Genomic DNA, 14,996 nt, shown 5'->3' with positions numbered 1-14,996 from the left:
CCCGGAACCACCGGGCCGGCAAGAACCGAGAAGAGACAGGCAGATGACTGAGCACGCCGCATCCCCCCGCCGCGGGGACACCCCGGCCGCCCACGCTCCCGCTCCCCAGCACGTCGTCGAGACCATGACCGGCGCCCAGTCGCTCATCCGCTCGCTGGAGGCCGTGGGCGCGGACACCGTCTTCGGTATCCCGGGCGGGGCCATCCTTCCCGCGTACGACCCGCTGATGGACTCCGTCAAGGTGCGCCACATCCTGGTCCGCCACGAGCAGGGTGCCGGCCACGCCGCGACCGGCTACGCGCAGGCCACCGGCCGGGTCGGGGTCTGCATGGCCACCTCCGGCCCGGGCGCCACCAACCTGGTGACCCCGATCGCCGACGCCTACATGGACTCGGTGCCGATCGTCGCGATCACCGGCCAGGTCGCCTCCAAGGCGATCGGCACGGACGCCTTCCAGGAGGCGGACATCTGCGGCATCACGATGCCGATCACCAAGCACAACTACCTGGTCACCGACCCGGCCGAGATCCCCCGGGTGATCGCCGAGGCGTTCCACATCGCCGCCACCGGCCGCCCCGGCCCGGTCCTGGTCGACATCGCCAAGGACGCCCTGCAGGCCACCACGACCTACCGCTGGCCGGTCGAGACGTCGCTGCCCGGCTACCGTCCGGTGACCAAGCCGCACGCCAAGCAGATCCGCGAGGCCGCGAGGCTGCTGGTCTCCGCCAAGCGCCCGGTCCTCTACGTCGGCGGCGGCGTCATCAAGGCCGGTGCCACGGCCGAACTGCGCATCCTGGCCGAGCTGACCGGCGCCCCCGTGGTCACCACCCTGATGGCGCTCGGCGCCTTCCCGGACAGCCACCCGCAGCACCTGGGCATGCCCGGCATGCACGGCTCCGTCCCGGCGGTCACCGCACTGCAGAAGTCCGACCTGCTCTTCACCCTCGGCGCCCGCTTCGACGACCGGGTCACCGGCAAGCTGGACGGCTTCGCGCCGCACGCCAAGGTCGTCCACGCCGACATCGACCCGGCCGAGATCGGCAAGAACCGCCCCGCCGACGTGCCGATCGTCGGCGACGCCCGCGAGGTGCTGGCCGACCTGATCGTCGCCGTGCAGGCCGAGTTCGACGCCGGCCACAAGGGCGACTACGCGGACTGGTGGGAGAAGCTCGACGCCTGGAAGAAGACCTACCCGCTGGGCCACGAGCCCGCCCCGGGCGGCCAGCTCTCCCCGCAGCAGGTCATCGAGCGGATCGGCCGGCTGGTCGGCCCGGACGCGATCTACGCGGCGGGCGTCGGCCAGCACCAGATGTGGAGCTCGCAGTTCATCCGGTTCGAGAAGCCGGGGACCTGGCTGAACTCCGGCGGCGCCGGGACGATGGGCTACGCGGTGCCGGCCGCGATGGGCGCCAAGGCGGGCCGCCCGGAGACCGCGGTCTGGGCGATCGACGGCGACGGCTGTTTCCAGATGACCAACCAGGAACTGGCCACCTGCGCCCTGAACGACATCCCGATCAAGGTCGCGGTCATCAACAACGGCTCGCTGGGCATGGTCCGCCAGTGGCAGACCCTGTTCTACAACCAGCGCTACTCCAACACCGTGCTGCACTCCGGGCCGGAGCACGACGGCATCGAGCCGCCGGCCCAGGGCACCCGGATCCCCGACTTCGTCCTGCTCTCCGAGGCGATGGGCTGTGTCGGTCTGCGCTGCGAGCGCCCGGAGGACCTGGACGCGGTGATCAAGCAGGCGATGGAGATCAACGACCGCCCGGTGGTCATCGACTTCATCGTCCACCAGGACGCCATGGTCTGGCCGATGGTCGCGGCCGGCACCAGCAACGACGAGATCCTGTTCGCCCGGGGCGTCCGCCCCGACTTCGGCGACGACCTCGACTGAAGCCCCCACCTCCAGAACGACCTAGGGAACAGAGACCCATGTCCAAGCACACCCTCTCCGTCCTGGTCGAGAACAAGCCCGGCGTGCTCGCCCGCATCGCCTCGCTGTTCTCCCGTCGGGGCTTCAACATCGACTCCCTCGCCGTCGGCCCCACCGAGCACCCGGACGTCTCCCGGATGACGATCGTGGTCAACGTCGAGGACCTCCCGCTGGAGCAGGTCACCAAGCAGCTCAACAAGCTCGTCAACGTGATAAAGATCGTCGAACTCGACCAGTCCGCTGCGATCCAGCGGGAACTGGTCCTGGTGAAGGTCCGCGCCGACAGTGAGACCCGGTCGCAGATCGTCGAGATCGTCCAGCTGTTCCGCGCCAAGACGGTCGACGTGTCCCCGGACGCGGTGACCATCGAGGCCACCGGCAGTTCGGACAAGCTGGAGGCCATGCTCCGGATGCTGGAGCCGTACGGCGTCAAGGAGCTCGTCCAGTCCGGTCTGGTCGCCATCGGCCGCGGCGCCCGTTCGATCACGGACCGCTCGCTGCGCGCCCTCGACCGCAGCGCGTAGCGCCCCGCCGGCCGCCCGCCACCACCCTCCCGGGCGGCGTGCCGGCGCGCGACACCGCGGTCCGTCTCACACCCTGAAGCACCGTCCCACCGCACCGCCGGGTCCACGTACGGTTGGAACCGCAGTACCCGGCAACACCACCACGCAAGGAGAAGTGCCCCCGTGGCCGAGCTGTTCTACGAAGACGACGCCGACCTGTCCATCATCCAGGGCCGCAAGGTCGCGGTCATCGGCTACGGCAGCCAGGGCCACGCCCACGCGCTGTCCCTGCGCGACTCGGGCGCGGACGTCCGGGTCGGCCTGAAGCCCGACTCGAAGTCGCGCCAGAAGGCCGAGGAGGCCGGGCTGCGCGTGGTCACCCCCGCCGAGGCGGCGGCCGAGGCCGACGTCATCATGATCCTCGTCCCGGACCCGATCCAGTCCGACGTGTACGAGGCGGACATCGCCCCGCACCTGAAGGCCGGCGACGCCCTGTTCTTCGGCCACGGCCTGAACATCCGCTTCGGCTTCATCAAGCCCCCGGCCGACGTCGACGTCTGCATGGTCGCCCCGAAGGGCCCGGGCCACCTGGTCCGCCGCCAGTACGAGGAGGGCCGCGGCGTCCCCGCGATCGTCGCCGTGGAGCAGGACTTCAGCGGCAACGCGTTCGCCCTGGCGCTGTCCTACGCCAAGGGCCTGGGCGCCACCAAGGCCGGTGTCATCAAGACCACCTTCACCGAGGAGACCGAGACCGACCTGTTCGGTGAGCAGGCCGTCCTCTGCGGTGGCACCGCCGCCCTGGTGAAGGCCGGGTTCGAGACCCTGGTCGAGGCCGGCTACCAGCCGGAGATCGCCTACTTCGAGTGCCTGCACGAGCTGAAGCTCATCGTCGACCTGATGTACGAGGGCGGCCTGGAGAAGATGCGCTGGTCGGTCTCCGAGACCGCCGAGTGGGGCGACTACGTCACCGGCCCCCGCATCATCACCGACGCCACCAAGGCCGAGATGAAGAAGGTCCTCACCGAGATCCAGGACGGCACCTTCGCCAACACCTGGATCGCCGAGTACAAGGCCGGTCTGCCCAAGTACAACGAGTACAAGAAGGCCGACGAGGACCACCTGCTGGAGACCACCGGCAAGAAGCTCCGCAAGCTGATGAGCTGGGTCAAGGAAGAGGCCTGAGCCTCACCGCTCCTGTGACGCCCTTGTACAACTAGGCTGCTCCCGTCCGGGTGATTTCGCCGGACGGGAGCAGCCTGGTACCCAGCCCGTCGATACACTTCCGAGTGCGCGTCAGGCCCACAGCGTCGTGCGTCTACCTACGCGGCATGCCACCTTCCCCCCGCCTTCCACGCCACCTACGTGCCGGGGAGAACCGGACAGTTAAGGACAACACTGTCGTGAGCACTGCTAACACTGTGAAATCCGGCGTCGTACTGATCGCCGAGGAGCTGTCGCCCGCCACCGTCGACGCCCTCGGTCCCGACTTCGAGATCCGTCACTGCAACGGCGCGGACCGCACCGAGCTGCTGACCGCCATCGCGGACGTCGACGCCGTCCTGATCCGCTCGGCCACCAAGATCGACGCCGAGGCACTGGCCGCCGCACGCAAGTTGAAGGTCGTCGCCCGTGCCGGCGTGGGCCTGGACAACGTGGACGTCGCCGCCTCCACCAAGGCCGGCGTCATGGTCGTCAACGCGCCGACCTCCAACATCGTCACCGCCGCCGAACTCGCCTGCGGCCTGCTGATCTCGGTCGCCCGCAACATCGCGCCGGCCAACGCCGCGCTCAAGCAGGGCGAGTGGAAGCGCAACAAGTACACCGGCGTCGAGCTGAGCGAGAAGGTCCTCGGCGTGGTCGGCCTCGGCCGGATCGGCGTCCTGGTCGCGCAGCGGATGTCCGCGTTCGGTATGAAGATCGTCGCGTACGACCCCTACATCCAGGCCGCCCGCGCCGCGCAGATGGGCGTCAAGCTGGTCTCCCTGGAGGAGCTGCTGGAGGTCTCGGACTTCATCACCGTCCACCTCCCGAAGACCCCGGAGACCATCGGCCTGATCGGTGACGAGGCGCTGCACAAGGTCAAGCCGAGCGTCCGGATCGTCAACGCGGCCCGCGGCGGCATCGTCGACGAGGAGGCGCTCGCCTCCGCGCTGCGCGACGGCCGGGTGGCCGGCGCCGGCCTCGACGTGTACACCAAGGAGCCGTGCACCGACTCGCCGCTGTTCGCCTTCGACAACGTGGTGGCCACCCCGCACCTGGGCGCCTCCACCGACGAGGCGCAGGAGAAGGCCGGCATCGCCGTCGCCAGGTCGGTCCGGCTGGCGCTGGCCGGCGAGCTGGTGCCGGACGCGGTCAACGTCCAGGGCGGCGTCATCGCCGAGGACGTCCGTCCGGGTCTGCCGCTGGCCGAGAAGCTCGGCCGGATCTTCACCGCGCTGGCCGGCGAGGTGGCCGTCCGGCTCGACGTCGAGGTGCGCGGCGAGATCACCCAGCACGACGTGAAGGTGCTCGAACTCTCCGCGCTCAAGGGCGTGTTCGAGGACGTCGTGGCGGAGACGGTGTCCTACGTCAACGCCCCGCTGTTCGCGCAGGAGCGCGGCGTCGAGGTGCGCCTGACCACGTCCAGCGAGAGCCTGGAGCACCGCAACGTGATCACCGTGCGCGGCACCCTGGCGAGCGGCGAGGAGATCGCCATCTCCGGCACGCTGTCCGGCCCGAAGCAGACCCAGAAGATCGTCGGCGTGGACGCCTTCGACGTGGACGTGGCGCTCACCGACCACATGGCCTTCTTCAAGTACGAGGACCGCCCGGGCGTGGTCGGCGTCCTCGGCCGCCACCTCGGCGACGCCGGCGTCAACATCGCCGGCATGCAGGTGGCCCGTGACGGCAGCGGCGCGCTGGCCTCCATCACCGTGGACAGCCAGATCCCGCAGGACGTCCTGACCGCCATCGCCGGCGAGATCGGCGCCCGCTTCGCCCGCTCGGTCGACCTGGGCGACTGAGCCCCGGAACGCCCCGCCGGCAGGGCCCGGACCACCGTTCGCACGGTGGTCCGGGCCCTGCTGCTTTCCTCCGGGTGACCCGCGTCTCAGATAGTAGGAAATCCAAGTATTCGTGCAGACACGGCCGCGCCCCGGTCGTACCGTGGAGGGACCGTACGGTGTGCCGCCCCTGCAGCCAGGGCGTTCGGCCCGGACGGCCCCGCATGCCCGATGGGCGGGTGATCCCCGCCCGGCGTGCCGTCCCGTGACCCGCCGCCGCCCCCGTGCGGCGCGCTTCGCACGGGTCCCCCCGTCGCACACCCTCCACCGCGTCCTTCCCCGGCACGCAACGAACCAAGGAGCCCGGCATGTCCCCGACCGCAGACCGCCACGCCGCTTCCGCCGCCGCCACCGCCACGACCCGCGCCCCCCGCCGCCGTCGGACGGCCGAGCCGAACCCCTTCGCCGCCGCCGCGCTGCAGCGTGCGCTCGACCGCCGCGACAACGGCGGGTCGGCCGGCCGCGCCTGACGGGCGGGCCCTGGCCTGACGGGAGGGCCCGCCTCCGGCGGGCTCGCCGTCCCCTCCGGACGACCGGATCCGCAGGATCCGCGTTCATCCTCCGAATAGGCCGACCGGGCTGACGGCGGGTCACTCGGGAGAGTGCAAGTCGCCACCGTTCGGGGGATGTTGCTCGCCCTGACCGGCGCGATATTCCTAATTTGGGGCCCCCGGAAGGGTGATCGACGGCCGCGCGGGCGGGCGTCAGCGGCGCGACATGCGGATCAGCTCCCCCGGCCGGGGGAGAGGGTCCCATGCGTCAGCCGACCGTCCGTCGACCGCTCGTCCGGATCGGGCTCGTCCTGAGCCTCCTGGCCGGGCCGATCCTGCTCACCGCCGCCCCGGCGGCCGGCAGCCCACCGGGCGCCCCGCCGGGCCGCACGGCCGCGGCCGGCGCCCCGGCCTCCGTCCTGCTGGAACTCCGCACCGAAGCCGTCGCCCCCGCCTGGCGCCGGGCCGGCGCCGAGGCCCGGCGGGCCCAGCGCTCTCCGGAGGCCGTCCGGGGCGAGGCGGCCCGGGCCGGAGCCGGACAGCGGGCCCGGGCCTCCGCGGCCCTGGACCGGCTCGCCGAGGCTGTCCGCGGCGTCGCTCCCACCGCCCGGGAGCTCTACCGCACCCGCACCCTGCTCACCGGCCTCGCCGTCACCGTGCCCGCCGACCGGCTGCCCGCGCTGCGCACCCTGCCCGGGGTCGCGGCCGTCCGCCCGATCGTCCGCAAGCAGCGCGCCAACGCCCACTCCGTGCCGGTGACCGGCGCGCCCGAGGTCTGGTCCGGGGCCTCCGCGGACACCTCCTCCGGAGCCGCCGGGAACACCGGCGGGGGCGTCCGGATCGGCGTCGCCGACAGCGGCATCGACTACACCCACGCCGACTTCGGCGGCCCCGGCACCGAGGAGGCCTTCACCGCGGTGGACGGCGCGAAGCCCGCGCCCGCCGGCCTCTTCCCCAACGCCAAGGTGGTCGGCGGCCGGGACCTCGTCGGCGACGACTACAACCCCGACCCGGCCTCCCCGCACTACCAGCCCGAACCCCGCCCCGACGACAACCCGATCGACTGCGCCCGCAACGGCCACGGCACCCACGTCGCCGGCACCGCCGCCGGCCTCGGCGTCACCACCGACGGACGCCCCTACACCGGTCCCTACCGGCCCGGCCTCGACCCGGCCGGCTTCAGGGTCGGCCCCGGCGCCGCACCCGGCGCCCAGCTCTACGCGATCCGGGTCTTCGGCTGCGACGGCTCCACCGACCAGCTCGCCCAGGCCCTCGACCTGGCCGCCGACCCCGACGGCGACGGCGACCTCGGCGACCGGCTCGACGTCCTCAACCTCTCGCTCGGCAGCCGCTTCGGCTCCACCGACGACGCCGACGCCCTCGCCGTCGACCGGCTCTCCGAACTCGGCACCGTCGTGGTCGCCGCCGCCGGCAACGAGGGCGACGTCCACGGCATCGGCGGCAGCCCCGGCACCGCCGCCCGGGCCGTCGCCGTCGCCGCCTCCGTCGACCCGCACAGCGACGCCGACGGCATCACCGTGCTCGACCCCGAACCGCTCGCCGGCGTCGTCCCCGCCCACTGGAGCGCCCGCTACCAGGACTGGTCCACCGCCGACGTGACCGGCGCGCTGGCCCTGCCCGCCGACCAGTCCGACGGCTGCACGGCCTTCACCGAGGCCGACCGGCAGCGGATCGGCGGAAAGATCGCCGTCCTCGCCTGGCGCACCCGCGAATCCGAGCGCGCCTGCGGCTCCGGCCCCCGCGCCGACCACGTCGCCGAGGCCGGCGCGATCGGTGCGCTGCTCGCCGCCGACGACGACCACCTCGCCGAGATCGCCGGGAACGACCGCGTCCCGCTCGCCCTGCTCGCCCGCGCCGACGGCGCGCGGCTCCGCGAGGGCGCCGCCGCCGGCCCGGTCCGGGTCCGGCTCGCCGCACCCGGCAACCCGCTGCACGGCGTCGTCCCCCAGGACCAGCCGCAGCGCCTCGACACCCTCACCGACTTCACCTCCCGGGGCATCGGCGTGCCCGGCGTGGTCAAGCCCGACCTGGCCGCCCCCGGCGAGACCATCTGGTCCGCCAAGGTCGGCAGCGGCAGCGGCGGCCAGCGCGAGGACGGCACCTCGATGGCCACCCCGCACACCGCGGGCCTGGCCGCCCTGGTCCGCGCCGCCCACCCCGACTGGACCGTCGAGCAGGTCAAGGCCGCGCTGATGAACACCGCCGGCGACACCTGGGCCGGCGACGGCGCCACCGGCCCGGTCTACGGCCCCGAACGCACCGGCGCAGGCCGGGCCCGGGTGGACCGCGCCGTCCGCACCCCCGCCGTCGCCTACGCGGCGGGCGCGGGCGCGGTGGAGGGCGCCGTCGGCGTCTCCTTCGGCCCGGTGGCGGTCGGTGGACCGCTCACCCTCGACCGCGAGGTCGAGGTGCGCAACCTCTCCGGCTCCCCGGTCGTGTACCGCACCGGCTACGCCGCCGCGACCGAACTGCCCGGCGCCCGCTTCGACGTCTCGCCCGGCCGGGTCGACGTCCCGGCCGGCGGCAGCGCCCGGGTCCGGGTCACCCTCGCGGTCCCCGGACAGCTCGGCCGCGTCCCGGACCCGACCATCGCCACCCTCCAGGGCGGCAAGGCCCGCACCTACCGGGGCGAGCTCTCCGGCCGGCTGCTGCTCACCCCGGACGACCCGGCCGTCCCCGAGCTGCGGGTGCCCGTCCTCGCGGCCCCGCGAGCGGCCTCCGAGCTGACCGCCACCACTCCGGTCCGGACCATCCGCGCGAACGCCCTGGCCGCCCTCTCCGGCACCGCCGCGCCCGGCGACCGGCCCGGACTGCTCAGCGCCTTCGCCCTGGGCGGGGAGGCCGCCCGCTGGCCCGACTGCCCGCCGGACAGCGGTGCGGCGGTCGGCCCGGGCGCCGGCATCGTGCCGGACGACAGCACGGACGAGGCCGCCGGGATCCAGGACGTCTGCGTCGAGCGCGCCGGGGACCGGGCCGCCAACCTGCGGGCGGCCGGCGCGGCCACCGACGCTCCCGCCGTCGCCGGCGACCCGCTCGCCGAGGGCGTGCTCTACCTCGGGGCCCAGGTCTGGGCGCCCGCAGCCACCCCGGTCGGCCTGTTCGGCGTCCGGGCCTCGCTCGACACCGACGGGGACGGCGCCACCGACGTGATCGTCAAGGCCGACCGGCAGCGCGGCAGCGACGTCCTGGTGGCCCGGGCGCTCGACGCCCGCACCGGCGCCGAGTTGGACGTCCAGCCGCTCAACGCGCGCTGGGGGGACACCGACACGGCGTTGCTGGACAGCGACGCGGTGGTCCTCCCGGTCCGGCTGGCCGTCCTGCCGGGCGTGCGGGCGGGTCACAGCACCGTCCGCTACGCGCTCTGGACCGGTGTGGCCGGCGCGGGGAAGCCCGATCCGGCCGGGGCCTTCTCGGCGATCGGCCTGCGCGGCACCCGGCCCACGCTGACCGTCGACGTCCTGCAACCGGCTGTCGACGTCCGCACCGGTCAGGGCGGCCCGGCGGCCCTCGCCGCGCCGGCCGGGCCCGGCACCGTCCTCGACATCCGCCGCACCGAGGGCGACACGTCCCGCCTGTTCCTGCTCCACCACTTCAACCCGGACGGCCGGAGGGGGCAGGTCCTGACCCTGCCGTGACCCCGAGGAGGGAGCGCCCGCAAACAGCCGGGCGCTCCCTCGAAAGGTGGAAGATCGGGACGGTCGGCCCGAGTGGCCTGAGATCAGCCGCGAGGATGCCCGCATGGGAGGAACCATGAGCGTCGCGCCGTACCCCGACTGGATTCGGCCCCCCGCCGGTGGTTACACCGCCGAGGACCTCGACCGGCTGCAGGATCTCCCGCCGCACACCGAGCTGCTCGACGGGCGCCTGGTCTTCGTGAGTCCGCAGACGAAGTTCCACGTGAGGACGAAGCGCCTGCTGGAGCGTGCGCTGGAACAGGCTGTTCCGGACGGGTGGGAAGTCTGGCCCGGGATGACGGTGACCATCGACCGGCGGAACCGTCCGGAGCCGGACCTGCTCGTCGTCAACGCGTCCTCGGACACCGGGTATCTCCAGACGACCTTCGACGCCGAACACGTCCTGCTCGCCGTCGAGGTCGTCTCGGAGGAATCGCGGGACCGGGACCGGGAGGTCAAGCCGCGGAAGTACGCGAGGGCGGGCATCCCGCACTTCTGGCGGGTCGAGTGCGACGAGGGGCGTCCGATCGTCCACACCTTCGAGATCGACCCGGCCACCGGCCTCTACGGCCCCACCGGCATCCATCACAAGCAGCTGAGGCTGAACCGGCCCTTCCCGGTCGACATCGATCTGACCTGATCGCTTCCGGGTGGCTATGTCCGGATAGTGGACGGCAGATGTCAGGCTCTGGGACGGCGGAGTAGCCTCCGAGCATGTCTCGCACGATTCGTCTCGCAGTTGTCCCCGGTGACGGCATCGGCCAGGAAGTGGTGGCCGAAGGCCTCAAGGTCCTTGGTGCGGTGCTCCCCGCCGACGTGAAGCTGGAGACCACCGAGTTCGACCTCGGCGCCCGGCGCTACCACCGCACCGGCGAGACGCTGCCGGACAGCGTCCTGGCCGAGCTGAAGGCGCACGACGCGATCCTGCTCGGCGCCATCGGCGACCCGAGCGTCCCGTCGGGCGTCCTGGAGCGGGGGCTGCTGCTCAAGCTGCGGTTCGCCTTCGACCACCACATCAACCTCCGCCCCGGCCGGCTCTTCCCCGGCGTGAAGTCCCCGCTGGCCGGCGAGCCGGACATCGACTTCGTGGTCGTCCGCGAGGGCACCGAGGGCCCGTACGTCGGCAACGGCGGCTCGCTGCGCACCGGGACCGAGCACGAGGTGGCCACCGAGGTCAGCCTGAACACCGCCTTCGGCATCGAGCGGGTCGTCCGGGACGCGTACGCGCGTGCCGCCGCCCGGCCGCGCAAGAAGCTCACCCTCGTCCACAAGAACAACGTGCTGGTGCACGCCGGCCACCTGTGGACCCGGATCTTCGAGCAGGTCGGCCGGGAGTTCCCCGAGGTCACCACCGACTACCTGCACGTCGACGCGGCGACCATCTTCTTCGTCACCCAGCCCGAGCGGTTCGACGTCATCGTGACCGACAACCTGTTCGGCGACATCCTGACCGACCTGGCCGCCGCCGTCACCGGCGGGATCGGCCTGGCCGCCAGCGGCAACATCAACCCGAGCGGCGCGTTCCCGTCGATGTTCGAGCCGGTGCACGGTTCGGCGCCGGACATCGCGGGCCAGGGCAAGGCCGACCCGACCGCCACCGTGCTGTCGGTCGCCATGCTGCTGGAGCACCTCGGCCTCGCCGCCGAGGCCGCCCGGATCGAGGCCGCGGTCGCCGCGGACCTCACCGAGCGGACCGGAACCCGCACCACCGCCCAGGTCGGCGACGCGCTCGCCGCCCGAGTATCCGGCTAGGCCGGAACCGAAAGAAGGTAGTCCGGCCTGGCAGGGCCGGAACCGACAGACGGTGTTCCGGCCGGTGGGCCGGACCCCATAACGGCAGCTTGCGGCTCTCCGAGGAGCCGGCGACTGTTCGGCACGGCCCTCTGGATGCGAGTATCGACAGTGGGCCGTGCCGTTGTGCGTCCGTTTCGGGGAAATCCACCGAAACGCTCACCCGGCGGAGGCGGCCCGGACCAACCCCACGGTGAAGGACACACAGCCATGAGCACGCCCACCCAGGCGCCCATCACGTTCGACCTCAAGCCCTCCGCCCACCCGCTCTCCGACGCGGAGCGCGAGGCCCGACTGGTTAACCCGGGTTTCGGCAGGGTCTTCACCGACCACATGGTCACCATCCGCTGGACCGAGGGCGTGGGCTGGCACGACGCCCAGCTGGCGCCGTACGCGCCGCTGGAGATCGACCCGGCCAACATGACCCTCCACTACGGTCAGGCGATCTTCGAGGGCCTCAAGGCCTACCGCCAGGCCGACGGCTCGATCTCGACCTTCCGCCCGGAGGCCAACGCGGCCCGCTTCCAGTCCTCGGCCCGCCGCCTGGCGATGCCGGAGCTGCCGGTCGAGACCTTCGTCGAGGCGGTCGAGCTGCTCGTGCAGCAGGAGCAGGCGTGGGTCCCGAACGAGGCCGAGCAGAGCCTCTACCTGCGCCCGTTCATGTTCGCCACCGAGGTCGGCCTGGGTGTCCGCCCGGCCAACTCCTACCTCTTCATGATCATCGCCTCCCCGGCCGGCGCCTACTTCTCCGGTGGCGTCAAGCCGGTCTCGGTCTGGCTCTCCGAGGACTACGTCCGCGCCGCCCCGGGCGGCACGGGCGCCGCCAAGTGCGCCGGCAACTACGCCGCCTCGCTGGTGGCCCAGGCCGAGGCCGCCGCCAAGGGCTGCGACCAGGTGGTCTGGCTCGACGCCGCCGAGCACCGGTGGATCGAGGAGATGGGCGGCATGAACCTGTACTTCGTCTTCGGCGAGGGTGCGGACGCCCGGATCGTCACCCCGGAGCTGTCCGGCGCCCTGCTGCCCGGCATCACCCGTGACTCGCTGCTCCAGCTCGCGGCCGACCTCGGCTACGCGGTCGAGGAGCGGAAGATCTCCACCGAGGAGTGGAAGCAGGGCAACGCCGACGGCACCCTCACCGAGGTCTTCGCCTGCGGCACCGCCGCGGTGATCACCCCCGTCGGCTCGGTCAAGTCCCGCGGCGGCGACTGGACCGTCGGCGCCGGCGAGCCCGGCCCGGTCACCATGGAGCTGCGCAAGACCCTGCTGGCCATCCAGGGCGGCCAGGCGGCCGACACCCACGGCTGGCTGCACAAGATCGTCTGACCGCCGCGAGCGGCACGTCCGGGAGCCCGCCAAGGCGGGCCCCGGACGGAACGGGAGCCGCCCGGGCCGCGCGCCGGCCCGTCGCGCGGCCGCGGCCCCCGTTCCGGATACCGAGACGGGGCGGCCGGATCCCGGATCGGTGTGCCAGACTGCGAGCGTGTCCTCGCTTTCGCTGATTATTAGCAGCAGGCGCGCCGGTCCGCAGTGACCGCTCCCGCAGTACCCGATGCGGAGCGACCACCAGCGTCCAGACCCGCGCGCAGACCTCTCGCACCCGCGAGGGGTCTTTTTGTTTCCCCCGGACCGGCCGGAGCCCCCACAAGGGGCCGAGGGACACCGGGGAGCGCGCGGGATGCTGGACAGTGGAGCCGGATCAGAACCGGCAGAGCAGCACCCGACCTCCCGGAACGGAGAACCCAGGGTCATGACCCAGGCGAGCAACCTCCCAGACGACGCCTTCCACGTCTTCGACACCACCCTGCGCGACGGGGCCCAGCGCGAGGGCATCAACCTCACGGTGGCCGACAAGCTGGCCATCGCCCGGTACCTGGACGAGTTCGGGGTCGGCTTCATCGAGGGCGGCTGGCCCGGCGCCAACCCCCGGGACACCGAGTTCTTCGCCCGCGCCGCCACCGAGCTGGACCTGGCCAACGCCCAGCTCGTCGCCTTCGGCGCCACCCGCCGGGCCGGCGGCAACGCGGCCGACGACCCCCAGCTCGCCGCCCTGGTGAACTCGGGCGCGCCCGTCGTCACCCTGGTCGCCAAGGCCCACGACCGCCACGTCGAGCTGGCGCTGCGCACCACGCTGGACGAGAACCTGGAGATGATCCGGGACAGCGTCGCCCACCTGCGCGCCCAGGGCCGCCGCGTCTTCATCGACTGCGAGCACTTCTTCGACGGCTACAAGGCCAACCGGGACTACGCCCTCGCCGTGGTCCGGGCCGCCCACGGGGCCGGCGCCGACGTGGTGGTGCTCTGCGACACCAACGGCGGGATGCTGCCGGCCGGCGTGCACGACATCGTCGCCGACGTCCTCCGCGAGACCGGGGCCCGGCTCGGCATCCACGCCCAGGACGACACGGGCTGCGCCGTCGCCAACACCCTGGCCGCGGTGGACGCGGGCGCCACCCACGTCCAGTGCACCGCCAACGGCTACGGCGAGCGGGTCGGCAACGCCAACCTCTTCCCGGTGGTCGGCGCGCTGGAGACCAAGTACGACCGCCGGGTGCTGCCCGCCGGCAAGCTGGCCGAGATGACCCGGATCTCGCACGCCGTCGCGGAGCTGGTCAACCTGACCCCCTCCACCCACCAGCCCTACGTCGGCTTCTCCGCGTTCGCCCACAAGGCGGGCCTGCACGCCTCGGCGATCAAGGTCGACCCGGACCTGTACCAGCACATCGACCCGGAGACGGTCGGCAACACCATGCGGATGCTGGTCTCCGACATGGCCGGCCGGGCCTCCGTCGAGCTGAAGGGCAAGGAGCTCGGCTACGACCTCTCGACCGACCGCGACCTCGCCGGACGGGTGGTGGCCAGGGTCAAGGCGCAGGAGAGCCTCGGCTACACCTACGAGTCCGCCGACGCCTCGTTCGAGCTGCTGCTCCGCGACGAGGTGCGGGGCGACCGCGCGCGCTTCTACACCCTGGAGTCCTGGCGGACCATCAGCGAGCAGGGCCCGGAGGGGAGTACCGGGAACGAGGCCACCGTCAAGCTCCGGGCCAAGGGCGAGCGGATGATCGCCACCGGCGAGGGCAACGGTCCGGTCGACGCGCTGGACAAGGCCCTGCGCACGGCGCTGGAGCGGATCTTCCCGCAGCTGGCCAAGCTGGAGCTGGTCGACTACAAGGTCCGGATCCTGGAGGGCCAGCACGGCACCGGCTCGAAGACCCGGGTGCTGATCGAGACCACCGACGGGACCTCCGCCTGGTCCACGGTCGGGGTGGCGGACAACGTGGTGACCGCCTCCTGGCTCGCCCTGGAGGACGCCTACACCTACGGCCTGCTCCGGTCCGGTCTGGAGCCCGTCACCGAGTGACCGGCGTGACCGTGCGGCCCGTGGACCGGAGGGTCCGCGGGCCGCACCGCTGTCGCGCGCACCGTCGCCGTACGCGCCCGTCTCACCGGAGGCGGGCGAGGAGGGCGTGTTCGACGAGGGTGATGAGGGCGCTCTTGGCGCTGTCCCGGCGTCGGGCGTCGAGGGTGACGACGGGGGTGTC

10 protein-coding genes and 1 pseudogene are annotated in these 14,996 nt (G+C 72.7%); 10 read left to right on the top strand and 1 reads right to left on the bottom strand.

The annotated features are described in order from the left end of the window. Positions 1-43 precede the first annotated feature (43 nt). The 10 genes from ACFWOG_RS09265 to cimA all read left to right on the top strand — a co-directional run bounded on the left by ACFWOG_RS09265 (position 44) and on the right by cimA (position 14,815). A complete protein-coding gene (locus tag ACFWOG_RS09265; RefSeq protein WP_329882929.1) occupies positions 44-1,897 on the top strand; it encodes an acetolactate synthase large subunit in 1,854 nt (617 codons plus the stop codon). Between the two features lie 38 nt (positions 1,898-1,935). Next, positions 1,936-2,460 (top strand): acetolactate synthase small subunit, encoded by a 525-nt coding sequence (gene ilvN / locus ACFWOG_RS09260; protein ID WP_329882928.1) that lies wholly within the window; start codon positions 1,936-1,938, stop codon positions 2,458-2,460. Positions 2,461-2,622: 162 nt separating this feature from the next. Then, positions 2,623-3,621 (top strand): ketol-acid reductoisomerase, encoded by a 999-nt coding sequence (gene ilvC / locus ACFWOG_RS09255; protein WP_329882927.1) that lies wholly within the window; start codon positions 2,623-2,625, stop codon positions 3,619-3,621. A 218-nt stretch (positions 3,622-3,839) separates the two neighbouring features. Beyond that, complete coding sequence (gene serA, locus ACFWOG_RS09250) at positions 3,840-5,441, top strand: phosphoglycerate dehydrogenase (RefSeq protein WP_329882926.1); 1,602 nt, start codon at positions 3,840-3,842, stop codon at positions 5,439-5,441. A 347-nt stretch (positions 5,442-5,788) separates the two neighbouring features. Further along, positions 5,789-5,950, top strand: coding sequence for a hypothetical protein (locus ACFWOG_RS09245; protein WP_329882925.1), 162 nt, complete (start codon positions 5,789-5,791; stop codon positions 5,948-5,950). Positions 5,951-6,234: 284 nt separating this feature from the next. Further along, positions 6,235-9,627 (top strand): S8 family serine peptidase, encoded by a 3,393-nt coding sequence (locus ACFWOG_RS09240; RefSeq protein WP_380356348.1) that lies wholly within the window; start codon positions 6,235-6,237, stop codon positions 9,625-9,627. Positions 9,628-9,730: 103 nt separating this feature from the next. Beyond that, positions 9,731-10,306, top strand: a complete 576-nt coding sequence (locus ACFWOG_RS09235; RefSeq protein WP_380356345.1) for a Uma2 family endonuclease — start codon at positions 9,731-9,733, stop codon at positions 10,304-10,306. Positions 10,307-10,380: 74 nt separating this feature from the next. Continuing rightward, positions 10,381-11,418, top strand: coding sequence for a 3-isopropylmalate dehydrogenase (locus ACFWOG_RS09230; RefSeq protein ID WP_329882923.1), 1,038 nt, complete (start codon positions 10,381-10,383; stop codon positions 11,416-11,418). A 249-nt stretch (positions 11,419-11,667) separates the two neighbouring features. Then, a complete protein-coding gene (locus ACFWOG_RS09225; protein WP_329882922.1) occupies positions 11,668-12,780 on the top strand; it encodes a branched-chain amino acid aminotransferase in 1,113 nt (370 codons plus the stop codon). Positions 12,781-13,204: 424 nt separating this feature from the next. Beyond that, positions 13,205-14,815 (top strand): citramalate synthase, encoded by a 1,611-nt coding sequence (gene cimA, locus ACFWOG_RS09220; protein ID WP_329952170.1) that lies wholly within the window; start codon positions 13,205-13,207, stop codon positions 14,813-14,815. Positions 14,816-14,897: 82 nt separating this feature from the next. On the opposite strand, the pseudogene ACFWOG_RS09215 reads toward cimA, so the two are convergent. Continuing rightward, a pseudogene (locus ACFWOG_RS09215) lies at positions 14,898-14,996 on the bottom strand (ATP-binding protein); the annotation flags it as partial.

It is taken from the genome of Kitasatospora sp. NPDC058406, assembly GCF_042722765.1.
Taxonomy (GTDB): Bacteria; Actinomycetota; Actinomycetes; order Streptomycetales; family Streptomycetaceae; genus Kitasatospora.
This window is presented reverse-complemented; position numbering and strand designations above follow the sequence as displayed.

Excerpts from the sequence above, each read along its gene's own strand:
- ACFWOG_RS09245 (WP_329882925.1), top strand. The coding sequence starts at position 5,789 with ATGTCCCCGACCGCAGACCGCCACGCCGCTTCCGCCGCCGCCACCGCC.
- ACFWOG_RS09225 (WP_329882922.1), top strand. The coding sequence starts at position 11,668 with ATGAGCACGCCCACCCAGGCGCCCATCACGTTCGACCTCAAGCCCTCC.
- ilvN (WP_329882928.1), top strand. The coding sequence starts at position 1,936 with ATGTCCAAGCACACCCTCTCCGTCCTGGTCGAGAACAAGCCCGGCGTG.
- ACFWOG_RS09235 (WP_380356345.1), top strand. The coding sequence starts at position 9,731 with ATGGGAGGAACCATGAGCGTCGCGCCGTACCCCGACTGGATTCGGCCC.
- cimA (WP_329952170.1), top strand. The coding sequence starts at position 13,205 with ATGACCCAGGCGAGCAACCTCCCAGACGACGCCTTCCACGTCTTCGAC.
- ACFWOG_RS09240 (WP_380356348.1), top strand. The coding sequence starts at position 6,235 with ATGCGTCAGCCGACCGTCCGTCGACCGCTCGTCCGGATCGGGCTCGTC.
- ACFWOG_RS09230 (WP_329882923.1), top strand. The coding sequence starts at position 10,381 with ATGTCTCGCACGATTCGTCTCGCAGTTGTCCCCGGTGACGGCATCGGC.
- ACFWOG_RS09265 (WP_329882929.1), top strand. The coding sequence starts at position 44 with ATGACTGAGCACGCCGCATCCCCCCGCCGCGGGGACACCCCGGCCGCC.